General features: G+C 39.0%; 19 protein-coding genes and 3 pseudogenes. 11 read left to right on the forward strand and 11 right to left on the reverse strand.

What is annotated here, in order from left to right; translation table 11 throughout:
- Positions 1 to 30: 30 nt before the first annotated feature.
- The gene (locus ACFJIZ_RS06675) at positions 31 to 1,923 is read right to left on the reverse strand and encodes an ATP-dependent DNA helicase RecQ (RefSeq protein WP_379091707.1); all 1,893 of its coding nucleotides are present in this window, start codon (positions 1,921 to 1,923) and stop codon (positions 31 to 33) included.
- Between the two features lie 115 nt (positions 1,924 to 2,038).
- Here ACFJIZ_RS06675 and ACFJIZ_RS06680 point away from each other — a divergent pair.
- Positions 2,039 to 5,294: pseudogene (locus ACFJIZ_RS06680) on the forward strand (amidohydrolase family protein).
- Positions 5,295 to 5,346: 52 nt separating this feature from the next.
- Here ACFJIZ_RS06680 and ACFJIZ_RS06685 read toward each other — a convergent pair.
- Entirely contained in the window at positions 5,347 to 6,537 is a 1,191-nt protein-coding gene (locus ACFJIZ_RS06685) for an NAD(P)/FAD-dependent oxidoreductase (protein ID WP_379091708.1), read from the reverse strand.
- A gap of 56 nt (positions 6,538 to 6,593) precedes the next feature.
- Here ACFJIZ_RS06685 and ACFJIZ_RS06690 point away from each other — a divergent pair.
- Positions 6,594 to 7,732 (forward strand): annotated as a pseudogene (locus tag ACFJIZ_RS06690) (5-(carboxyamino)imidazole ribonucleotide synthase).
- A gap of 77 nt (positions 7,733 to 7,809) precedes the next feature.
- Positions 7,810 to 8,286, forward strand: a complete 477-nt coding sequence (gene purE, locus ACFJIZ_RS06695; protein ID WP_379091709.1) for a 5-(carboxyamino)imidazole ribonucleotide mutase — start codon at positions 7,810 to 7,812, stop codon at positions 8,284 to 8,286.
- 158 nt (positions 8,287 to 8,444) lie between these two features.
- Here the strand turns inward: purE and ACFJIZ_RS06700 are convergent, their stop codons facing one another.
- Entirely contained in the window at positions 8,445 to 9,008 is a 564-nt protein-coding gene (locus ACFJIZ_RS06700; protein WP_379091710.1) for a YqgE/AlgH family protein, read from the reverse strand.
- Positions 9,009 to 9,057: 49 nt separating this feature from the next.
- Between ACFJIZ_RS06700 and pdxH the strand changes: the two genes are divergently transcribed.
- A complete protein-coding gene (gene pdxH, locus ACFJIZ_RS06705) occupies positions 9,058 to 9,708 on the forward strand; it encodes a pyridoxamine 5'-phosphate oxidase (RefSeq protein WP_379091711.1) in 651 nt (216 codons plus the stop codon).
- On the opposite strand, the gene ACFJIZ_RS06710 is transcribed toward pdxH, so the two are convergent.
- From ACFJIZ_RS06710 to ACFJIZ_RS06735, 6 genes are all read right to left on the reverse strand, one after another.
- Entirely contained in the window at positions 9,705 to 10,286 is a 582-nt protein-coding gene (locus ACFJIZ_RS06710; protein WP_379091712.1) for a hypothetical protein, read from the reverse strand. The two genes, pdxH and ACFJIZ_RS06710, sit on opposite strands and share 4 nt — an antisense overlap.
- Before the next feature lie 245 nt (positions 10,287 to 10,531).
- Positions 10,532 to 11,971 carry a RagB/SusD family nutrient uptake outer membrane protein gene (locus tag ACFJIZ_RS06715; RefSeq protein WP_379091713.1) on the reverse strand — a complete coding sequence of 480 codons (1,440 nt, stop codon included), beginning with the start codon at positions 11,969 to 11,971 and terminating at the stop codon, positions 10,532 to 10,534.
- A 1-nt stretch (position 11,972) separates the two neighbouring features.
- Positions 11,973 to 12,569: a RagB/SusD family nutrient uptake outer membrane protein gene (locus ACFJIZ_RS06720; RefSeq protein WP_379091714.1), complete on the reverse strand. Its 597-nt coding sequence runs from the start codon at positions 12,567 to 12,569 to the stop codon at positions 11,973 to 11,975.
- 10 nt (positions 12,570 to 12,579) lie between these two features.
- Positions 12,580 to 13,014 (reverse strand): hypothetical protein, encoded by a 435-nt coding sequence (locus ACFJIZ_RS06725; RefSeq protein ID WP_379091715.1) that lies wholly within the window; start codon positions 13,012 to 13,014, stop codon positions 12,580 to 12,582.
- A gap of 50 nt (positions 13,015 to 13,064) precedes the next feature.
- Positions 13,065 to 15,038: a SusC/RagA family TonB-linked outer membrane protein gene (locus ACFJIZ_RS06730; RefSeq protein WP_379091716.1), complete on the reverse strand. Its 1,974-nt coding sequence runs from the start codon at positions 15,036 to 15,038 to the stop codon at positions 13,065 to 13,067.
- Between the two features lie 25 nt (positions 15,039 to 15,063).
- Positions 15,064 to 15,594, reverse strand: a complete 531-nt coding sequence (locus ACFJIZ_RS06735) for a carboxypeptidase-like regulatory domain-containing protein (RefSeq protein ID WP_379091717.1) — start codon at positions 15,592 to 15,594, stop codon at positions 15,064 to 15,066.
- 503 nt (positions 15,595 to 16,097) lie between these two features.
- Here ACFJIZ_RS06735 and ACFJIZ_RS06740 point away from each other — a divergent pair.
- From ACFJIZ_RS06740 to ACFJIZ_RS06755, 4 genes and pseudogenes are all read left to right on the forward strand, one after another.
- A pseudogene (locus ACFJIZ_RS06740) lies at positions 16,098 to 16,991 on the forward strand (3-hydroxybutyryl-CoA dehydrogenase).
- Between the two features lie 114 nt (positions 16,992 to 17,105).
- The gene (gene ruvB / locus ACFJIZ_RS06745) at positions 17,106 to 18,128 is read left to right on the forward strand and encodes a Holliday junction branch migration DNA helicase RuvB (RefSeq protein ID WP_379091718.1); all 1,023 of its coding nucleotides are present in this window, start codon (positions 17,106 to 17,108) and stop codon (positions 18,126 to 18,128) included.
- 82 nt (positions 18,129 to 18,210) lie between these two features.
- Positions 18,211 to 19,719: a GNAT family N-acetyltransferase gene (locus ACFJIZ_RS06750; protein WP_379091719.1), complete on the forward strand. Its 1,509-nt coding sequence runs from the start codon at positions 18,211 to 18,213 to the stop codon at positions 19,717 to 19,719.
- A 76-nt stretch (positions 19,720 to 19,795) separates the two neighbouring features.
- Positions 19,796 to 20,980 (forward strand): redoxin domain-containing protein, encoded by a 1,185-nt coding sequence (locus tag ACFJIZ_RS06755; protein WP_379091720.1) that lies wholly within the window; start codon positions 19,796 to 19,798, stop codon positions 20,978 to 20,980.
- 2 nt (positions 20,981 to 20,982) lie between these two features.
- On the opposite strand, the gene ACFJIZ_RS06760 is transcribed toward ACFJIZ_RS06755, so the two are convergent.
- The gene (locus ACFJIZ_RS06760; protein WP_379091721.1) at positions 20,983 to 21,204 is read right to left on the reverse strand and encodes a hypothetical protein; all 222 of its coding nucleotides are present in this window, start codon (positions 21,202 to 21,204) and stop codon (positions 20,983 to 20,985) included.
- Between the two features lie 110 nt (positions 21,205 to 21,314).
- Between ACFJIZ_RS06760 and queG the strand changes: the two genes are divergently transcribed.
- Genes queG through ACFJIZ_RS06775 form a run of 3 tightly spaced genes read left to right on the forward strand, consistent with a single transcriptional unit; the run spans position 21,315 to position 23,097 of the window.
- Positions 21,315 to 22,253: a tRNA epoxyqueuosine(34) reductase QueG gene (gene queG, locus ACFJIZ_RS06765; protein ID WP_379091722.1), complete on the forward strand. Its 939-nt coding sequence runs from the start codon at positions 21,315 to 21,317 to the stop codon at positions 22,251 to 22,253.
- Positions 22,250 to 22,711, forward strand: coding sequence for a hypothetical protein (locus tag ACFJIZ_RS06770; RefSeq protein ID WP_379091723.1), 462 nt, complete (start codon positions 22,250 to 22,252; stop codon positions 22,709 to 22,711). Before queG ends, ACFJIZ_RS06770 begins: the two co-directional genes overlap by 4 nt.
- Positions 22,708 to 23,097, forward strand: a complete 390-nt coding sequence (locus ACFJIZ_RS06775; protein ID WP_379091724.1) for a hypothetical protein — start codon at positions 22,708 to 22,710, stop codon at positions 23,095 to 23,097. Before ACFJIZ_RS06770 ends, ACFJIZ_RS06775 begins: the two co-directional genes overlap by 4 nt.
- 8 nt (positions 23,098 to 23,105) lie before the next feature.
- Here the strand turns inward: ACFJIZ_RS06775 and ACFJIZ_RS06780 are convergent, their stop codons facing one another.
- Positions 23,106 to 24,119, reverse strand: a complete 1,014-nt coding sequence (locus ACFJIZ_RS06780) for a DUF6624 domain-containing protein (protein ID WP_379091725.1) — start codon at positions 24,117 to 24,119, stop codon at positions 23,106 to 23,108.
- Between the last annotated feature and the right edge of the window lie 9 nt (positions 24,120 to 24,128).

The following is a 24,128-nucleotide window of genomic DNA, read 5'->3' on the forward strand; positions in this document are numbered from 1 at the left end:
TTTTATGAGAAACTAAAAGTAATTAAATTTCTATAAATAATATTTCTTTCCATCTGTTTTGATTTTTCCTGCATCCAATAACTCCCGGATCCGCTCAATTTTATCATGCTCTGTACCAGCATTTAGGCTTTGAACAAGGTCGTCCAAATTGTAATGTTCACTTTGCAGCAGGGTTACAATTTCGAAATCGATTTTATCTTTCAGTTCGGCCAGCTCTTCTATTTTTCGCTCTGCCAAACAAATATCACAAAAGCCACATTTGTCGGCATTCATCTCTCCAAAATAATGGAGCAGTTGTTGACTTCTACAAGTGTTGGCATTGGCATAAGCCAATACAGCCTTGATCTGGTCTTTCTGTATCTCTTGCCTAAATTTGATATATTTTACATCAATATCCAAATGCATGCGATCAGCCCTAGGTAGCACAAACTGCAACTGGGGTTGGTCTGTTTGTGGCAAATAAGACAATACTTCCAATTGCTGTAACCTGTTGAGGCTGGCAATCACTTCATTGTATGATATTTTCAATCGATTGGACAGGTCAGCCTCTTTGATCTTCACATAGCCATCAAACGCACCACCGTATGAACGCTGAATGGTTTTGATCAAAGGGTCGTACGCTGAGTTTTCTATCTGAAAACGGTATACATCTTCATGACTAGCTGTAAACATGAGCCGCGATTGCAAAAAGATATTCTCTGACAAGGTAATGTACCCATCTCGCTCCAAAAATTTGAGTGCTGCCAAAGTCTTCATTACACCAAGACTAAATTTCTTACAAAAATCAGCCACATCAAACTCAAAACTTAAGCCCTCCCCAGCACCATAGGCCAATTGAAAATAGCTACCCAGGTAATGATAGGTTATCTTGATTTCATCAACAGTTGGGAAACTATCAGCATATCTGCCATTCAAGATCAACTGATCAGATTTATTGGCCAACAACACTGCAAAAGCTCGTTTCTCATCTCTTCCGGCCCTGCCCGCTTCTTGGTAATAAGCTTCTAAACTATCTGGCAGATCCAAATGGATCACAAATCGGACATTGGGTTTGTCAATACCCATTCCAAAGGCATTGGTAGCCACCATGATCCTGATGGTGTCTTTTTTCCAGTCTTCCTGCTTTTTAAAACGCAGTTCTTTTTCTACCCCAGCATGGTAAAAATCGGCGGCTATTCCATTTCGTCTTAAAAAATTGGCAATTTCTGTAGTCTCTCTACGGTTGCGTACATATACCAATCCACAGCCTTTTACATTTCTGGCAACTTCCAACAGTTTTTTATGTTTGTCTTCCAGATCAAAAACAACATAACTCAAATTTCTGCGGGCAAAGCTCTTCACAAAAACCTGCGCATTTTTCATTTCAAGCTTCTCTACAATATCTTCCCTTACAAAAGGCGTAGCGGTGGCAGTTAGGGCTAAGACTGGTTTGCCAGGAAGGATTTCGCGTAAGTCCTTTACCTTTAAATAAGGTGGTCTAAAATCATAACCCCATTGCGAGATACAATGTGCTTCATCGATCGCAATCAAGTTGACGTTCATATAAGAGATGCGTGCCCTCACTTTTTCGGCCAATAACCTTTCTGGCGATAGGTAAAGGAATTTGATTTTGCCATAGATACAATTGTCCAAGAGAATATCAATTTCCCGCTTTCCCATCCCCGCATAAATGGCAATTGCCTCAATCCCTTTTGCCTTTAGGTTCTCCACTTGGTCCTTCATCAGGGCGATCAAAGGCGAAACCACAATACAGATCCCATCCATTAGCATTGCAGGTACCTGAAAACAAATTGATTTTCCGCCACCGGTGGGCAACAAAGCAAGCGTGTCGTTCCCATTTAAGACAGATTGTACGATCTCATCCTGCAATGGACGAAAATTGTCAAATCCCCAGTATTTTTTTAATATCTCCGCTGCTGTCATAAAAAAGGTATGGTCAAAACTAATAAAAACGGACTGATATTATTAAATTGCGCATTAATTAATCGCAAATAGCAAAATGGAGCCATTCTTCAATGCTATTCAAACAATTTTTGCCATGATGAAAAAATATTCCTTATTCCTTAGCTGTTTATTTACTGTTATTTCGGCCTCGGCCCAAGATAAAAAAGAAACTACAAAATGGGATGTAGAGAAATATAGAGGACAGACCAAAACCTTTACCATTAATACAGATGAGGGCACTTGGATGAACCTAGATGTAAGTCCAGATGGTACAGAGATCGTATTCGACCTATTGGGCGATATCTATAAAATGTCAATCAATGGTGGATCAGCAAAGCTGTTAAGTGGTGGAATTGCATTTGATGTGCAACCACGTTTTAGCCCCAATGGAAAATATATTTCTTATACCAGTGATAAAAATGGTGGCGATAACATCTGGATCATGGACCGTGAAGGCGGTAACAAGAAACAGATGACCAAAGAAACCTTCCGCTTGTTGAACAATGCCACGTGGATGCCAAATAGCGAATACCTCATTGCTCGTAAACATTTTACAGGCTCCCGCTCTTTGGGTGCTGGCGAGATGTGGATGTATAGCATTTATGGTGGTGATGGTGTACAGTTGACCAAAAGAAAAAATGACCAACAAGATGCGGGTGAGCCCAATGTATCGCCAGATGGCAAGTTCTTGTACTTTAGTGAAGATGTTTCTCCTGGTCCTAATTTCGAATATAGTAAGGATCCAAATGGCTTAATCTACGCCATCAGACAATTAAACCTGACCACTGGAAAACTGTCTAACTTAATTGCAGAACAAGGTGGATCAGCCCGCCCACAGATATCGCCAGATGGTAAATTGATGGCCTATGTAAAAAGGGTAAGGTTAAAATCTGCACTTTATATCCAAAATATTAAAACTGGTGAGGAATGGCCATTGTATGAAGATTTATCGCACGACCAGCAAGAAACATGGGCTGTTTTTGGGGTTTATCCCAATTTTGCATGGACTCCGGATTCTAAACGGATCATCTTTTATGCCAAGGGAAAAATCAAACAGATCGACCTTAATTCTTTAGCTGTTAGCGATATTCCTTTTGAAGTGAACAGCCAACAGACCGTTCAACAGTCGTTACACTTTGAACATGAAGTCTTTAGTCCTGAATTTACGGTTAAAATGGTGCGTCAACTAACTACATCGCCTGATGGCAAATGGGTTATTTTTAATGCTGCTGGTTACCTATACAAAAAGGAATTACCCAATGGCATTCCCGAAAGGATCCAGCAATGGGATTGATTTTGAATTTGAACCTGAGTTTAGTCATGATGGTAAATTTGTGATCTATACCACCTGGAGTGATGAATTTAAAGGGGCTATCAAAAGAACTGACCTTAAAACAGGTAAAACCATTTCGTTAACAGACGAAAAAGGATATTATTATTCTCCATCCTATTCTAATAAAGGAGATAAGATTGTTTTCAGAAAGGGCGTTGGCAATGAAACCCTAGGTTTAACTTATGGCAAAAACACCGGAATCTTTATTATTCCGGCCAATGGTGGAGCCAAAACTTTGGTTAGTGAAAGTGGAATCAAGCCTATTTTCAATAGCGATGACAGCAGGATCTATTTTCAGGGATATGAAGCTGGTAAAAAGGCTTTTAAAAGTATGGACCTAAATGGAGGGAATGAAAGAACGCATTATACCTCGCAATATGCTACGCAGTTTGCACCAAGTCCGGATGGGAAATGGATGGCATTTACAGAACTCTTCAATGCCTACATTACGCCAATGGTTACTACAGGTATCCCCTTGGATCCTTCGGCAAACAACAAGTCTATCCCTTTGGCTAGGGTAACCAAAGATGCGGGTACCTTTTTACATTGGAGTGCCGACAGTAAAAAATTGTTATGGACTTTGGGCGAACAATATTACAATAGAGAAATCAAAAATACCTTTAGCTTTATTGAAGGTGCGCCACAGGTTTTGCCAGAACCAGATACAGCTGGCATTTCGTTGGGCTTAAAGTTAAAAACTGATGTTCCAACAGGTATTTTGGCCTTAAAAGGCGCCAGGATCATTACCATGAAAGGCGATGAGGTAATTGAAGAAGGTACCATCCTATTGGAGAACAATAAAATTACCGCGGTTGGCAAAGCTGCCGAAATTAATATTCCTGCTACTGCAAAAGTGGTAGATGTTACTGGAAAAACGATCATGCCGGGTATCATCGATGTGCATGCCCATTTACGTACGAGTCCGGATGGCATTAGCCCACAACAAGATTGGTCTTATTTGGCCAACCTATCCTTTGGTGTAACCACTTCTCACGATCCTTCGAGCAATACGGAAATGGTATTTAGCCAAAGCGAGATGTTAAAGGCTGGCCGAATGATTGGTCCACGCTTGTATTCTACAGGTTCTATCTTATATGGTGCCGATGGTGATTTTAAAGTGGTGATCAACAGTTTGGATGATGCCTTATCTCATTTAAAAAGATTGAAAGCAGTTGGTGCTTTTTCGGTAAAATCATATAATCAACCACGTAGAGACCAACGTCAACAAATATTAGAAGCCGCCAGACAACTCAAAATGGAAGTGGTACCAGAAGGTGGTTCAACATTTTTCCATAACATGAACATGGTGGCCGATGGCCATACAGGTATTGAACACAGTATTCCTGTAGCTCCTGTTTATAAGGATGTGGTCAACTTTTGGAACAATACCGCCGTTGCCTATACCCCTACCTTAATTGTAGCTTATGGAGGCCAATGGGGCGAAAACTATTGGTATGATAGAACCAATGTATGGGAAAACGAAAGATTGTTGAGTTTTACGCCTAGAGCGATAATTGATGCCAGATCGAGAAGAAGAACTACTTCTGAATATGGAGATTATGGCCATATTGAAGTTTCCAAAACAGTGAAACAGATTGCTGATGGAGGTACAAAGATCAATTTGGGTGCCCATGGTCAAATTCAAGGTTTAGGTGCACATTGGGAGCTGTGGATGTTTGTACAAGGTGGTGCAACTCCATTACAAGCCATCCGTTATGCCACGCTTAATGGGGCTGCTTATCTAGGAATGGACAAAGAAATAGGTTCATTGGAAGTTGGCAAATTGGGTGATCTTGTGGTGATGGATTCTAATCCTTTAGACGATATCAGAAACTCGGAAAAAATCAAATATGTAATGGTAAATGGTAGGTTATATGATAGTTTGACCATGAACGAAACCGGAAGCAGAGAAAAAGTACGCTCTAAACTATGGTTTGAATTAGATAGAGGAGTGGCTTTCTCTATCCCTTACAAAATGTCTGAAACTTGGACATTTACCGTTCCAAACTGCGACTAATCTTATAAATCCCTTGGTTCGTGAAGACACGAACCAAGGGATTTACATCTCTTTATAATTGTTGTGCTATTACATAACCACTTGCCCAAGCCCATTGAAAGTTGTAGCCACCAAGCCAACCTGTAACATCCATACATTCTCCGCCAAAGTATAAACCTGGTATTTTTTTGCATTCAAGCGTTTTAGAAGATAGCTCGTTGGTATCAATACCTCCGCGCATTACTTCTGCTTTATCATAACCTTTATCTCCTGCTGGTTTTACTTTAAACTCGTGGATAGTCCGATAGATCGCCTCCATTTCAACCTTACTCAAATCAGCCACTGTTTTGGTTAAGGGTAAGAATTTGTTTAAAGCATCGGTAAACTTTTTGGCATAAAAACGGTTCAACAAGGTCGACAAAAGTGTTTTTCCATTCGTTTTCCGTTCTTCTTCTATAATGTCAAGAATGTTTTGATGTGGCAGCAGGTTGATGTTAATAGTCTCTCCCCTACGCCAAAAAGAAGAAATCTGTAAAATGGCTGGTCCACTAAGACCCCAATGGGTAAATAATATATTCTCTTCAAAAGAGATCTGATCATTGCTTACTTCACAAAATATGGAGTTTCCAGACAACTGCGCATACCAATCTTCTTCTTTTCCGGTAATGGTTAAAGGGACTAAAGCGGGTGCAGTTTCAACAATATTCAAGCCTTGTTTACGGGCAAAACGCAAGGCAAAATCACTCGCTCCCATTTTTGGAATTGGCAATCCCCCACTGGCCACTACCACTTTCGCGGCCTTGATAGTCTTCGTCTTTTCTCCTGTGACATAACTAACGTGAAAAAGACCATCTATTTGTTCAACAGCTATCACATCTGCATTACACCTAATCTCTTGTCCCATCTCTGCGCAGAGCGATGTAAAGACCGCTACTACATCCTTTGCATTTTTGTCTTCTGGAAACAGTTGACCTAATGTTTTTTCTTTTCCTACAATGCCATACGTTTCAAAGAAATTAATGGTATCCTCAACCGTCCATTGTGTAAATGACGATTTTAAAAAATGTGGATTGGCAGAAATAAATTGTTCTGTAGTGGCCCATTGATTGGTAAAATTGCATCTACCACCACCAGAAATGAGAATTTTAGCGCCAGGTTTATTGTTTTTCTCTAACACAATCACACTTTTCCCTAAAAAACCTGCCTGCACCGCACACATCAATCCACAAGCTCCGGCACCAATAATTATCGCGTCTACCTCCATCAATTTGGTTTATATTGTTATTTTTGTGCAAAATAAGCATAAATTTATATTCGATAATGGCAAAACAGATCAGCGAGCTAAAATTAGGAATACTGGGTGGTGGCCAATTGGGCAGGATGCTCATACAGCAAGCCATCAATTATAATCTAACTACTTTAGTGCTAGACCCAGACCCAGATGCTCCTTGCAAAAACATTGCAAACAAATTTGAATGTGGTTCTATTACAGATTTTGACACCGTTTATAACTTTGGCAAAAAGGCAGATATCATTACCATAGAGATTGAAAAGGTAAACATTGAGGCCTTAGAGCAGTTAGAAAAAGAAGGAAAATTGGTATTCCCACAATCTAGGGTAATCCGATTGATCCAAGACAAAGGGGTACAAAAACAGTTCTTCAAAGAAAACGATATCCCTACTGCCCCATTTCAATTGGTCAATACCAAAGCCGACCTCAGCAATGGCAATTTTGCTTTTCCTTACATCTTAAAACAACGAAAAGATGGATATGATGGTAAAGGCGTGATGAAGATCAGCAACCTTTCTGATATCGACAAGGCTTTTGAAAGTCCATCATTAATTGAAGAATTGATTGATTTTGATAAAGAAATAGCGGTAATTGTGTCTAGAAATCCAAATGGGGACATGAAGACTTTCCCTATGGTAGAAATGGAATTCAATGCCGAGGCTAACTTAGTTGAGTTTTTGATCTCTCCATCAACCTATCCTGAAGAATCCAACATAAAGCAGAAAAGATTGCATTGAATATTGCTTCTGCCCTAAATATTACTGGAATTTTGGCCGTAGAAATGTTTGTCACAAAAGATGGCGATATCTTAGTCAATGAACTTGCACCACGCCCACACAACAGTGGTCACCATACCATTGAGGGCAATTATGTTTCTCAATTTGAGCAACACCTGCGGTCCATTTTCAATCTGCCATTGGGCGATACCCGCTCCATCAGCAATGCAGTAATGATCAATCTGTTAGGAGAAAAAGGTCATGATGGATTGGCCAAATACGATGGATTAGAAAAAATAATGGCGATAGATGGTGTTTACGTACATTTATATGGAAAGAAATACACCAAACCTTTCCGTAAGATGGGCCACATTACCATTGTAGACCAAAACAGAGAAAAAGCAATAGAAAAAGCAAGATACATCCAACAGACCTTGAAAGTCGTTTCATAGCGGAGTAAATAGAAAAGAACAAAATACTAGACTGGAAGCCAACCAGCTAAATAACCAATAACTAAACAACAAGAAAAATGAAAGTAGGTATAATAATGGGCAGCAAGTCTGATCTAAACATTATGAACGATGCAGCAGACATTTTAAAAGAGTTTGATGTAGATTTTGAAATGACCGTGGTATCAGCGCACCGTACACCAGAACGCATGTTTACCTATGCCAAAGAGGCTGCACAGAGAGGATTAAAAGTGATCATTGCAGGTGCTGGTGGCGCTGCACATTTACCAGGAATGGTGGCCTCTATCACTACCTTACCTGTAATTGGTGTTCCGGTTAAGTCTTCCAATTCTATTGATGGCTGGGATTCTATCCTATCTATCCTACAAATGCCAAATGGCATCCCTGTAGCTACAGTGGCACTAAATGCAGCTAAAAATGCAGGTTTATTAGCCGTACAGATCTTGTCAACTGCCGATGAATCTTTAGCTCAAAAAATGCAGGCCTACAAAGATGATTTAAGGAAAAAAGTTGAAGAAAGCGCACTAGATATGTAGGTCTAGAATTGCGAGTTATGGGCTATAAGTTAAATAAGCAATAAAACAATGCCCAAACTTCATTAAATCAAGGTAACTAATGAACCAATGAGACTAATGAACTAATTTCCTAATGAACCAATGAGACTAATGAACCAATGAAACTAATGAACCAATAATTAATTCAATCTTGGATCACTCGGAAAATTGCTGATATGTGCATATTTAGGCCCAAGGTCAATAATAACTTCCCTCCACAATTCTTCTTCATTGGCAGAGAATACAACATCAGGATGGTATTTATCTGAAACTATCCAGGTGTTTTCCTTAATTTCTTCGGCCAACTGACTTTCGCCCCAGCCAGAATATCCAAGAAAAAACTTCACTTCATTTTCTGAAATGCTATTGTTGTTGACTAATATTTTAAGGGTTTCGAAGTTGCCTCCCCAATAAATTCCATTTGCAATCTCCTCTCCGCTATTCAATTTATCGTAACAACGGTGAATAAAATGTACGGTATCTACCTCTACAGGACCACCGATAAATACAGGATAGTTGGCTTCCCACAGGTCTGGCACCAAATCTTTCAACAACAAACTGCTGGGTTGATTTAAGATAAATCCCACAGTTCCCTGCATTTCATGTTCCGCAATCAAAACAACCGAACGTTTAAAATTAGGGTCGCTTAAAAAGGGTTCTGAAATCAGTAATTTTCCAGCTGAAGGTGTGATGTTGCTTAACATTTGCGAAATTTAAGAAAAAATTAAAAGAACTAAAGCGTATTTTTGCGTTATGGAGCTTACAAAAGAAACAATACAGAATTTAAGACAAGATTATCGTGCGGCAGAACTCAATGAAAGCGATGTAGCTAAAAACCCGATCAAGCAGTTTGAGCTTTGGTTTGCTGATGCAATGAAAGCACAATTGTACGAGCCAAACGTAATGACCTTGGCTACGGCGGATAAATCTGGAAAACCGAATGCACGTATTGTGCTATTAAAAGGTTTTGATGAAAATGGCTTTAGTTTTTATACCAATTACCTTAGCCAAAAAGGTAAAGAAATGAAGAAAAACCCACAAGCTTGTTTGGTTTTCTTTTGGGCCGAACTAGAAAGACAGGTAAGAATTGAAGGAAAAGTAGAAAAATTAGATAAAGAAGCTTCAGAAAAATATTTCCATTCTAGACCAAAAGGAAGTCAGATTGGTGCCATTGCCTCTCCTCAAAGCCAAGTTATTGCCAACAGAGTGTTATTGGAAACAAAAGTTGAAGAATTGAATCAAACCTATCAGGACAAAACCATTCCAAAGCCAGCACATTGGGGAGGGTATATCGTTAAACCGACTTCAATAGAATTTTGGCAAGGAAGAAGTAGTCGTTTGCACGATCGGATCAAGTATGATTTGATCAACGGAAAATGGCAAACGACTAGATTGGCTCCTTAAAGTGAGTTGTAATAATTAACAATCTGTCTTAAACCTATTTCTGTTTTAGGATTAACATTGTTTTTATTGGCATAATCTATAATTGCAGCAGATTTTTGCGCATCAATTAGACTGGCAACAGTCTTGATGTCGTTCTTTTTAAGGGGAGCTGCATCACCTGCTTTTCCTATATAATACGCAACATTTTCATTGATTTCTTTTACTGAGGTTGCAGCATTGTATTCTTTAGTTTCGGTAATGGTTTTATTGCTTCTCTTCAACAACCTTACTTTTCCGTCAACCAAAACCTCATAAAATGATTTTTCAGTTAGGTTTTTTGAAGGTGTAAAACCATTGATAAATCTTTGTTTAACATCTCCTTGAGTTTTGGCATAACTGATATCAAATTCGCTAATGAGGTCGCTAAAATAATATTCTTCATTGTCTTTTCCCTTGAATAAAAGCTCATCCTTAACCTGGTCGTATTTAAGAGCGATGTTGGTCAGCACCCTACCATTTACAAATTTGACATTACCTTGGGCCCAGTTCTCCGTTAAAAAAGGTGATCCTTTTATTTCTGAATAGGTATTGGTCTTCATCACTGTACCGCTAATATCGGTCAGATTTTGAATTCCTTGTGCATTGGTAGAGAAGGAGATCCTAATGTTAGGGCAAATAACAGGCTAGTTAGAATAATTTGAGGTGTTTTCATGATAATTCGGTTAAAATAAAAAAGCTACGGAAAACACGAGATTTTCCGTAGCTTAATGTAGGTAAAATAAATTAAGATTGCGCTATTCTTATCGCAACTTTACTATAATTAACACTTGGTTTAACTTCCGAATTACCTACCAATTCCAATACCAGGTCTTTTGTGCCACTTGTAGCGCCTGGATTCTAGGATTTGGATGGTTACCTCCCCAAAGCTTGAATTAGCCGGGATGGTAAAAGTTCCACCAGTAGTGTAATGTGTACCACTAACAGCTGTAGTTACGGCAACATCGGCTCCAGTAGCATCTTTTTCTGTGGCAACTACACGGTACGCAATTACCTGAGCTGTAGATTGAACTTTGGTAATTAGATTTACCCTAAACTTGATCGTACCAGAAGTTCTGGTAATCAGTGGACCTGCTACTACACCAGTACTTGGAACCGACGTAGCAATCACACCTCTTCCATATCCAGGTACCCTGGTTAAGATCGGATAAGTTCTTGGACTTGTAACTGCGTTTAAAGAAGTTGCATCAAATTCAATTTGCGCAGGTCCATCATAAATAAACCTTGTCTCCTCTAACTTCTTACAAGAGAAGAGCATCAGTGTAGTTACAATAAATAATATTGATATTTTTAAGATTTTCATATGTATATTTTTAATAGCCAGGATTTTGTACAATTTTAGGATTAACATCAATTTGTCCCGTAGGATCTGTGCTAATATCCTTCTATCCGTATACTCTACTGGTGCAGTAGCATATAAGGCAGCTGGATCTTTGGTAATGCTAGATTTTGTTCTTACCAGATCATACCATCTGTGTCCTTCAAACGACAACTCTAATCTTCTTTGCAATAAGATTTCGGTTAAGGCATCAGCCGCGTTGGTTGATAAAGGTAATGCAGTTAATCCTGCTCTAGTTCTGATCACGTTCACATCATTGATGGCGTTAACTAAACTTCCAGCATCGCCTTTTCTGGCATAAGCTTCAGCTCTGTTCAACAAAATCTCTGAAGTTCTGAAAACAACAATGTCATCCAAACCATTCTCACCACCAGTACCATTGTATTTATTAGAATAATAAAGTCCAGTTTGACCCGATTTGCAATATGGTCCTTCAATCAATTGCGTTTTTCTGATATCATTGTTATCAAATAAAGCATAGAATGCTGGCGCCACACGAAGGTCGGCAAAACTAACTCTAGCTGGGTTACCATTTGCTCCACCAATTACACAAGTTGCATTTACTGGTTTAGGGAAGATACTGAACCAAGCCTGTATTGAACCAGTTTGCAAGTTATCCGGAGCGTTTTTGCTGATCTGCCAGATTGATTCTGATTTATCTTTGTAGGTACGCCACATGGTGATCAACTCAGTTCCTGTTTGCGCAACAGAAGTAGTTTTACCATTGATAGCATTCGTAGTTAATACAGCAGTTGCATTGCTGATGGTAGCATCTAAATCTAAGGTATAAAGAGAAACTCTACTTAACAACGCCTGTGCAGCAGCTTTAGATATATAAGCTTTACTTGTTCTGGCAGTATTGTTTAAAAGTCCAATGGCAGTTGTCAAGTCAGTTTTGATCTGATTGTAAACCTGTACATTGCTTGATCCTCTCGGGGAATTCTACCTGATCCAACGTTTTGGTTGGTTTTAAGATGATCGGCACTCCTTTGGTAAATCCAGCAACTTCATTTCCTGGGATATACGAATAAGAGATAGCCAGTTGAAAATAGGCAAGTGCTCTAAAAAACAAAGCTTCGCCTTTAAACATGCTTTTATTGGCATCACTTGCACCTTGTAGAATTCCATTATCAACTGCATCGATAACTAGATTTGCTCTATAGATCTGTCCATAGTTAGCATCCCAGTTTCCAAGCGTTGAACCCACTTGGTTCGCCTCTTGTGTACGGTAACTATTGTTATTGGTAGAAGTGTTGATTACGTTATCAGCCAATACTTCTGGAGATAAGATCCTTGCTAAGCCATAATTACCCGAACCTCCAAAACTTGTGTAGATGTTATTTAACAATGCATTTACACCCGTTGATGTGGTAAGCGCTATTTCTGGAGAAATTGATTGTTTTGGTTCCGTAACCAACATTTTCTTACAAGAAACTGTAGCAAACAGACCAACAATTATGAGTATGATATATTTATTTTTTTTCATGATTTTTAAATTATAGTCCAATTTGAATACCTGCTGTTAACATTTTTCCTTGTGGGAAAACTCCTAGATCTGCTCCTGTTAATTCAGGATCATATCCAGTATAGCCAGTTATTGTTGCAAGATTTACTGCTTGTAAGAATATTTTAGCATTTCTAACCTTGATCTTCGACAATAAATTATTGCTCAATGCGTAAGAAAGTGAAACTTGTTTTAACCTTACATAAGATGCATCTTCATAGTTTCTGCTAGAGAATGAGGCCATACCACGGTGGTTAGGCTCACTGCTAATGAATCTAGGCTGATCGGTGATCTGACCAGGTGTAGTCCATCTTCTATCATAAGAACGCAAAGTATAATTGGTTTCAGCAGCCCCTGCTCTCTCTACAAAGAAACCGTTGTTGTTAACTATTGTATTGCCAAATTGTGCTTGTAAGAAAACTGACAATTCAATTCCTTTATAAGAGAAGGTATTTGTTAAACCACCAAATCTGTTAGCTAAACCATAACCAATGATCTTCTTGCATCTGTAGCACCCGATTCGCTTGGTAAATAAGTTGGATTATTGTTTACATCATAGAAAAATCCTCTACCAGTAGCCGCATTTACACCTGCATATTCAACAATATAAATTGGCGACAACGATTTACCTAAAAATACCGTTGTACCGATTCTGTCTTGTCCATCCAATAATTTGGTTACTTTGTTTCTTAAGAATGTCCAGTTGAAATTAGTTCTCCATTTGAATTTTTTATCAAAATTCAAAAGACTAAGTTCCAATTCAATACCTTCGTTTCTAACCTCTCCAACGTTTTGTGAGATTGAACCAAAACCAGAAGTAGTTGGAAGGGGTTTGTTCAATAACAAGTTTTTAGAATCGCGTCTAAATACATCTACACTACCGGTTATTCTTCCTTTAAAAAGACCATAGTCTACACCAATGTTTTTAGAATGACTTTCTTCCCATGTCAATAGATCATTACCCAATTGGCTTGGATTGATACCGCCCACATTGTTATAGGCTCCTGTACCACCAAATAATGTTCTAGAAGCGAAGTTACCAATATCACTATTACCAGTTATACCATAAGATGCTCTAAGTTTCAACTCGCTAAGAAAATCGGCAGATTTTAAGAAATCTTCTTCAGATATTCTCCATGCAGCAGATGCAGATGGGAATAAACCATATCTTTTCTTATCTCCAAAACGTGAAGAACCATCATATCTTAAAGTTCCACTTAAAATGTATTTGCCTTTGTAGCTATAATTGGCACGCGTAAAATAACCTGCCAACCTCCAAGTGGTATAGTTTGCACTAACTGCTGTTGGTGTAGCTGCAGACTGCAAGGTGGTGAACAATTCATTTGGGAAACCTTGACCTGATGCCGTAATAGTTGTTGCAACTACATTTCTGTAACTGAAACCCAATAAAGCTGTAAAATCGTGGTCAGCGCCAAACTTCTTGTTATAGTTAAATACCTGATCGGTAGACCAGTTGATCTGTCTTGTATTTAAAGCACTTGCAGAGCCTTGAACAGATGAACCTCCTAATGTTCTAGGATCGGCATAAGAATCTTCTAAGATATCGGTATAATCTAAATAAAAACTCGTTTTAAATGTTAGACCATTGATGATTTTATAGGTAGCACTTGCACTTCCCAATAACTGATTGGTTGTACCTCTGTTGATGTTATAAGTTGCAGATTTAATAACATGCGTAGTTCTGGTACCAAGTATAGGTTCATCAACAAAAGAACCATCTGCCTTATAGATCGGTTGTACTGATGGTATAGTCAATGCAGACAACAACATACTACCACTACTGTTAGAACTTGGTACTGTGTTTTGGGTATAAGTTGCCAAGTTGATTTTTGCATCAAATTGCAATCGCTCAGAAACCTTATGGTTTAAGTTTGCTCTAAACGTACCTCTAACAAAATCAGTAGCGATCAATTGACCTTGCGTATTGTTATAAGAACCCGACAAGAAGAAAGTAGTGTTTTCGTTACCACCGTTGGCACTTAACTCTACAATGTTCGATTTCCCTGTTCTGGTTACTTCATCAATCCATTTATATGTTGGAGCTTTATCAAAATCACCATTTGCAAATCCATAAGCACCTACAAAGTTGGCATTGATGTTAGGTACCAATGAGGGAACTCTACCTGCATTGATACCTGCATTGGCTCTAGCCTCATAAATAGCAGCTAAGAATTGCGGACCATTTGTAAGTGGTATCTCTCTGATCATCTGGTTTACACCACTTTGGTAGCTTACATTGAACTGTGTTTTACCCGCTTTACCCTTCTTTGTAGTAATGATAATTACCCCATTTGCAGCCTGCGCACCATAAATTGCGGCTGCAGATGCATCTTTTAACACGTCGATAGATTCGATATCATTTGAGTTTAAACCGGCCAAAGAGTTTGAAGAGGTTAAACTTCTAGACAAATCTCCACCTTCAACCTGCACACCATCAATTACATATAATGGATTGTTACCCGCATTGATCGATCCCGTACCCCTGATACCTCACCTGTACCGCACCACCTGGATAACCATTGGCTCCTGATACCTGCACGCCAGACATTTGACCCTGCATTGCCCTATCAAAAGATTGGATAGGAATGTTCTCTATCGTAGCCCCTTTTAATTGAGTAACGGCACCAGATAGATCTCTTTTACGTTGTACACCGAAACCTGTAACTACAACTTCATTTAGTAGTTTAGGATCTGTTTTTAGAGTTACATTGATTACACTTCTACCTGCAATCTTTTCAATTGCTGGCTCATAACCGATAGAACTAAATTCTAAAGTGGTTGCTGAAGAAGGAACTGAAATTGAATACGTACCATCGTTACCTGATTGAACACCTAATGTTGTTCCGGCAACCTTGATTGATACAAGAGCTAAAGGTAGACCGTCGTCTGCGCCGGTTACCTTTCCTGTAATTGTCCTGTTTTGGGCCATAGCTGCGCTTAACGTCAGCAACCCCAGAACAAATAAACTGAGTAGTCTTTTTTTCATTTGCATTAATTTTAGGTTAATATTGAGTTATTTGTTCCGCAATATAATTATTCCTATCAATGCTAGAATACTTCAATGGGCATCAGAATTGCACTTTTTTACCAAAACTGTCCTTTTTAGTGTATAGCGTCCTTTTTTAAAGACATTAAATCACGAATATTACAATTTCATGACATTAAGAAGACAATATACAATTAAACCTTTTATATGTTAAATAGTCGTTACCAAACCAGGCCTACCGTGAAATACGGATAAAATATGCTATTTTCTAAAAAAATGCATGCCATAAAACTTCATTTTTTTCAAGATTTCTATCTCTTCATGATGAAAAAAACAGTTGGTTAATTTCTTTAAATTTGCTCAAGTACACATAATACTTCGCTTTGATTGGGGCTTTTTTGTAAGTTTGTTCTGTAAAAATTTCCAAATGGAAGTATAATGACCTTACCAATCAAACCATCGTGTATAGATCATTATCCATACTTGATCATTAAAGAATAAACATACGAATGAAAAACATTGCAGTAATAGGCTCAGGCACAATGGGCAACGGAATAGCACATACTTTTGCGCAATTTGGCTATCAGGTAAATTTGGTAGACATCAATATTGACGCCCTAGGTAAAGCGGTAGCTACCATTACCAAAAATCTTGAAAGACAAGTGGCCAAAGGCACTTTAACCGAGCAGGACAAAGAAAATACCTTGGCCAACATTACCACACATACCAACTTACAACAAGGCGTAGAAGACGTAGACCTTATTGTTGAGGCGGCCACCGAAAATATCGACCTTAAACTTAAGACTCTTTAAAGACCTGGATCAATTTGCCAAACCAGAAACCATTTTGGCAAGCAATACGTCTTCCATTTCCATTACCCAAATTGCTGCTGTAACCAACCGTGGCGACAAAGTGATCGGTATGCATTTCATGAACCCTGTTCCGGTAATGAAACTGGTTGAAGTGATCAGAGGTTATGCTACAAGTGATGAAACTACAACCCTGGTAATGGATCTATCCAAAAAACTGGCTAAATCTCCGGTAGAGGTAAATGATTACCCTGGCTTTGTGGCCAACAGGTCTTAATGCCGATGATCAACGAAGCCATCTATACTTTATACGAAAGCGTGGCCGGTGTTGAGGAAATCGATACAGTGATGAAACTCGGAATGGCACACCCAATGGGTCCTTTGCAGTTGGCAGATTTTATCGGACTGGATGTATGTCTTGCCATCTTAAATGTATTACACAATGGTTTCGGAAATCCAAAATATGCCCCTTGCCCCCTATTGGTAAACATGGTAATGGCTGGCAAAAAAGGAATAAAATCTGGCGAAGGCTTTTACGATTACAGCAATGGCGTAAAAGAAGCCAAAGTAGCAGCCAAATTTGCCTAACATAAATCCATGCGATAGCAATTGTCTAGTATAATTGCTATCGTATATCACAATATTTGATGTATTTTTGTATATAGCTTATTCGTATACAAAAATACTTTCTACGCTTTAAAGATGAACGAAAACCTTGACCCTTCTTCTGATCATTTAACTCCTACTGAACGTGATATTGAAAAAGTATTGCGCCCGCAGGAGTTTGAAGACTTTACCGGTCAAGACAAGATCTTAGAAAACCTAAAGATATTTGTAAAAGCGGCTAAACTTCGTGGCGAAGCTCTAGACCATGTATTGTTACATGGTCCTCCTGGATTAGGCAAAACAACCTTGTCTTATATCATCGCCAATGAAATGGGCGTAAATATCAAAGTTACTTCTGGTCCCGTTTTAGATAAACCAGGCGATCTGGCTGGTCTATTAACCAACCTAGAAACGGGTGATATCCTTTTCATAGACGAGATCCACCGTTTAAGCCCATTGGTTGAAGAATACCTTTATTCTGCCATGGAAGACTTTAAGATTGATATCATGTTAGAGAGCGGACCCAATGCCCGTTCGGTACAGATTGGTCTAAATCCCTTTACCCTTGTTGGGGCCACTACACGTTCTGGTTTATTAACAGCGCCCTTAAGAGCGAGGTTTGGCATCAATTCCCGTTTGGCCTATTATGATGCAAAAATACTGACAACCATCGTTTTACGTTCGTCGGAGATTTTAAAAACACCGATCACCGACGAAGGTGCTTATGAAATTGCCCGTAGAAGCCGTGGCACACCTCGTATTGCCAATGCGCTGCTCCGTAGAACCAGAGATTTTGCCCAGATCAAAGGCAATGGAAGTATTGACACCGAAATAGCAAGATATGCATTAACTGCTTTAAATGTAGATGAGCATGGGCTGGACGAGATGGACAATAAAATCTTGCTGGCCATTATCGATAAGTTCAAGGGCGGTCCGGTTGGCTTAAAGACCATTGCAACCGCTGTAGGTGAAGATGATGGCACCATTGAAGAAGTTTACGAACCATTTTTGATCCAAGAAGGTTATTTGATGCGTACTGCACGTGGCCGAGAGGTAACCGAAGCGGCTTATAAACACCTCAACCGAATTAAAATCGGTCAAACAGGCAAACTTTTCTAGGATTTCTCTTGTTGTTACTACAACAAACTAATTATGCTCAATGATATGGGCCTAAAATTCTTTTGCCCAACAATTTACTTTTATGAATATAGAAATACGAAAACTCACGATAGCTGATTACAAGGACCTACGTGAATCGATGGTGCAAGCTTATGATGCCAGTGGAAACGGCATTTGGAGCAAGGCAAATATCCAAAACCTACTCAATATTTTTCCAGAAGGACAACTATGTATTGCTGTAGACGACAAGGTGGTGGCCTGTTCTTTATCCATCATTGTTGATTACGACATCTTTGGAGACAACCATACCTACGAAGAGATTACTGGAAAGTATACCTTTTCTACCCATACCGCAAGCGGAAATGTACTATACGGTATAGAAGTTTTTGTCCACCCAGATTATCGCGGGCTGCGCTTGGCCAGACGATTATATGAGGCCAGAAAAGAATTATGCGAGCTTTTAAGTCTTGAGAGCATCATTGCTGGAGGTAGAATCCCAGGTTACCACGAATATGCAGCTACCTTATCGCCCAGAACATACATAGACAAGGTTAAAGCCAAAGAGATCTACGACCCTACCCTTACCTTCCAATTGTCTAACGATTTTCACGTGCGTAAGATCTTGAAAAACTATTTACCAGGCGATCTGGAATCCAAGGAGTTTGCCACCTTAATTGAATGGAACAACATCTATTACCAAGACAATGTATCGGCTAGGTCTGCCAAAACCATTAGGTTAGGTTTGGTACAATGGCAGATGCGTTTGTTTAATGATATTGAGGCTTTTTACGAGCAGGTAAAGTTTTTTGTAGATGCGGTGAGTGGTTACAAATCTGATTTCCTGATGTTTCCAGAGTTTTTCAATACCCCATTGTTGCAGCCTTACAATCATTTACCAGAAATGGAAGCGATGAGAAAATTGGCGGAAAGCACCGAAGAAATTGTGGGCAAGATCCAAGAGTATGCAGTTGCCTATAATGTAAACATCATTTCGGGCAGTATGCCGATCATCGATAATGGTAAACTTTACAACGCCACTTACCTATGTCACCGCAATGGTTTAACCGAAGAATATAGAAAGATACACATTACACCCAATGAGCAAAAATACTATGGCATGGTTGGTGGCGATAAAATCGGTGTTTTTGATACCGATTGTGGGAAGATCGGTATTTTGATCTGTTATGATGTGGAGTTTCCAGAATTGAGCAGAATCTATGCCGACCAAGGGATGCAGATCTTATTTGTGCCTTTTTTAACCGATACTCAAAATGGATATACCAGAGTAAGAAGATGTGCGCAGGCCAGGGCTATCGAAAACGAATGTTATGTGGCCATAGCAGGTTGTGTAGGTAACCTACCAAAGGTGAACAACATGGATATCCAGTTTGCACAATCGGCAGTTTTTACACCTTCTGATTTTGCCTTCCCTACCAATGCAGTTAAAGCAGAAACCACACCTAATACAGAAATGATGTTGGTGGTTGACGTAGACTTACACTTACTGGACGAACTGCATCATTTCGGAACCGTTAAGATACTCAAAGACAGGCGAAAAGACCTATATGAAGTTAAATTGCTAAAAAATTAAAAATTCTGATTCACAAATTTGGAATTATAAAAACTAACCCTTAAGTTTAACTACATAATTAGTTAAAATTAAGGGTATGAAAAACTATATCTACTTGGTCCTTATCAGCTTGACCTCCTTCAATTGTTCAGGTCAGGAAACCAAAAAAGGCTATGTTATTAAAGGAGATATTGCCAATTTGCCCGCAAAGTCCGTTTATCTAGTGATGATGAAACGTGATGCAAAAAATCAACCTGTATGGCCAGTTGTAGATTCTGCCAAGGTCATCAACAATAAATTCACCTTAAATAAAGATACGGTATTGGAGATTCCTGGTTGGGCTACTGGCCTTTTCTATATCGATACAATTTCTAAAAAAAGAGTAACCATCTCTTTTTTAGACAATAATCCATCTCCAGAAAGAAAAAACCAGTTATATGGAAATTTAATATTAGAAAATACAAACATCTCGATCAAAGGTGATTTAAAGGAACAAAAAGGAGTTAGGATAAGTGGTTCTAAGGAAACGGATTTTCAAATGAAATATGGATTGCTTGCAGGTCCTCCTACACAAAAGATAAATAGGCTTATCGATTCGTTAAAAAGTGTAAACAATATTACCCAATTAACACTAGCCAAAGAAAAGCAAAACAACATCATTAAAGCCTATAAAAGCAATTTTAAAAAAATAATTGCCGAAAACCCTGCTACATGGCTGGCTTTATTGAATCTTTACCAGAGTGCAGCTCATTTTACAACAGAAGAACTGCAAGAATTTGTAGGGATATTTGATAAACAACTGATGCAAAGCTCTACAGGTAAAAAATTGACCAATTACATTACACAAAGCAAATTGTTATTGGTTTCAAAACCTTTTATCGATTTCAACTATGCAGATGTTAACGATAAAAAGTTTACGCTGAACAGTGTAAAGGGCAAAAATGGCACATTGATCGTTTTTTGGGCCAGTTGGTGTGGCCCCTGCAGAGAAGAGATACCAGAACTGAAAGAATACTACAAAACCTATGCAGACAAAGGTATCGCAATTGTTAGCATCTCTGCAGACCACGACATCAATAGTTGGAAAAAAGCTTTAAAGGAAGAAAAAATGCCTTGGCCAAACCTCAATAGTCTTCCTGGCAACTTTAAAGAAATCACTGCTAAATATAATGTTTCTGCCATCCCAGCTATGTTCCTATTAGACAAAGAGAACAAGATTGTTTTGGCCGATCCCGACAATTTTGCATTGGTGAAACAAAAAACCAAGGACCTATTGAAATAGGATTAAGCCGAAGTATTATTCCTGAAGAAAATAAACCAAACAACCAATAAAACCACAATAACAATTGGAATGATCCACTTCATCGCTTGTCCGGCACCTGCATTATCAGGCTCATTTACTGTGGGTGCCGGCCCTGGGTTTTCTTTATGGGCTTCATAATTTGTTTCAATTGGTGGTGCTGGTTTATTCGGATCTTCTGTATGTTTTGATGTTGTATTTTCCATGACCTTGAGAATTAAATTTAGTAGCGAGGCAATAACCTTTATTGCGCTTTATTAACTAACAAAAATTGTCTTAAAAGGTTTTTATCGTAAAAGCTTATCTTTGCGCTGCGATGTACAACAATCCTGCAAAACATAGTCAAATGATTAAAAACGAGGCCTTAAGACTCGGTTTCATGGCTTGTGGTATCGCCAAGGCAGATTTTCTGGAAGAAGAAGCTCCCCGCTTAGCAAACTGGCTCAAAAATAATAACCATGGCCAAATGGCCTATATGGAAAACCATTTTGACAAACGACTTGACCCTCGGTTATTGGTTGAAGGTTCAAAATCTGTGGTATCTTTAACGCTCAACTACTTTACCGAGCACAAACAGGTTGATGACAATGCACCTAAGATATCCAAATATGCCTATGGTACAGATTACCACACGGTAATCAAAGAAAAACTGCAGGAATTGATGTTTTTCATCAACGAAAACATCGGGGAAGTTGGCGGTAGGTGTTTTGTAGATTCGGCACCGGTAATGGACAAAGTATGGGCGCAAAAATCTGGATTGGGCTGGCGTGGCAAAAACTCCAACCTGATCAGTAAAAATGCTGGTTCTTTCTTTTTTTTGGCAGAATTGATCATCGATTTGGAGTTGGAATATGATACTCCTTTTGCAGCAGACCATTGTGGCTCCTGTACCCGTTGTATCGATGCCTGTCCTACCGATGCAATCGTGGCGCCTTATGTTGTTGATGGTAGTAAATGTATCTCTTACTTAACGATAGAACTCAAAAATGAAATTCCAGCCGAGTTTAAGGGTAAAATGGAAAACTGGATGTTTGGTTGCGATATCTGTCAGGATGTTTGTCCTTGGAACCGCTTTGCCACACCTCACCAAGAACCTGCTTTTGCACCAGCACACGAATTGTTAAACCTGAAAAAGAATGAGTTGATCGACATGACGGATGAAGTGTTTAAACAGGTATTTAAAGGTTCGGCGGTGAAACGTACAAAGTTTACAGGTCTAAAAAGAAACATCGACTTCTTGCATCAAATCGGATGAAATACCTAGCACTCTTTCTTTTTTTACTCTGCGCTAATCATGTCAATGCCCAACATCTGAAATTAAAAGCGCGTAAGAGTAATGCTTTAACAGGCAATGAATTTGGCCAATCAATTGCCGATAGCAGTTTAACCCTGCAACAGCGAGAGTTATTGATCTTTAAGGAGATCAAAAGTGGAAATGTGCCCGATTTTTTGAGGACATTAAAAGAAATCAGTGATACACTGTCAGCTACTTCTCCTCAGCCCACCATACTAAAGTATCATGTATTGCCAGACTATCTTGCCATTGGTAGCAATGAGGATTATTTATATATCCCAATGACCCCTATCTTGGCCCAACGCGTTGCGGATCTTTTAAAATGTAGCCTGCCCACAAAAAAGATGGTAGAATTAGAATCTATAAAAATGCAACCATTAAACTCGCACCACAACCTATCCCTCCTACCAAGGCCATGACAACCGTTCCAGTATTTTTAGCACACAATGAATTGGTCAGGTTGCAATTAAATTCTTATGCCATAGCGCACAACAAGAGCGAGCTAACTGCTGGACATCAAAAAGATGTGATCATCAGCAACAAAATCTATGGCGAAACTACACCAAGAGTGGTGATTTATGGCTGGCATCAGCTTAATGGCGAAGCAATCCAACCAGTTTATAATAAACATACAAATACATGGGCCGATTATAGCCACGGCATCCGATTGATCCAAAACAAAGTATGGATAAATGGCAAAAAGACTACCATCAAAAAGATATTAGCCGACCCCTACCTGAACCAACTCTTAAGTGATGAGGGCGTGATCGAAAAAGCCTATTATCCAGTTTTTGAAACTTATTGATACCATGGTTATTTCTTTTTAGTTTTTGCTTCAAGGGCTGGTAACTCTTTCTTGTAAGCTTCCAGAGTCCAATTTAAGTCGAAATGTTTTAGATAATTAGCAATTGGCTCTAAACCAACAGTTGCCCTTCTATCATCCAAATGGTCTGGGTCAATAACTGGATATAGGTAATATTTTTTCGTCTCTTTATCAGTCGTGATCTGACTGCCGTAGATTTGGTTCTTTCCTTCTCTCATGGCCACACGGTCTTCTAAAAGTGCCAAATCATTAGGTAATGCGCTGCCTTTTTTCACTGCCGCTCTCATCATTGGCAAATATTTTTGTTGAACTGAAAGCCCCGCATGTTGTATCACCAAAAAGATAGTTTGACTACCTAAAAAACCTACTTGTTCTGGAGCTAACCAACCTTTTTGATCTAGCAAAGTCACGATTTTGGCCAGATTGATCGAATCGCTATGGTTGATTTTCTTCCACAATGCTTTTTCTTCATCAGAATTGACACCTTTGTCCCTTCTTATCGTATCTAATCGCAACCTTAAGCCTTGGTCTTCTTTTCTTACCACGGCCAATTCGGCAGCAAGTTTTTGATCAAGATTCGTTTCGAAAAGTGTTTTTCGCTTGGCAGAGGCTTCTACCACCTTCGCCCATCTTTTGTCTTTCTTCAGGTTTGCAAAATCAGTATCTTTAAGCAACATGTTGTGAAAATCCGTTGGATCATTCCAACCTTTGATCATCCCTTTATCCAACAGTATATTGTTTAACTCTTTAAAAGCGAGGTCGGGTTGATTGGCCAAAGCCCAAGAGCAAGCAGCATTGTAACGATTGGTTTGTGTATCTCTATCGCCATTGATTTTGGCTGCCTTAGCAAAATAGGTTCCTGCTTTAGCATATTGTTTGGTATCGTAAAAATGCATGGCACTGTCAATAGCTTGCTGATATTTTGTTTGTGCCATCAGCGAATTTGTAAGCAACAATAAACCAATAAAGGTTAAACCAGATAATTTAAGGAGCAGCTGTTTCATCACTTGATA

It is taken from the genome of Pedobacter sp. UC225_65 (assembly GCF_042698365.1).
Lineage (GTDB): Bacteria > Bacteroidota > Bacteroidia > Sphingobacteriales > Sphingobacteriaceae > Pedobacter.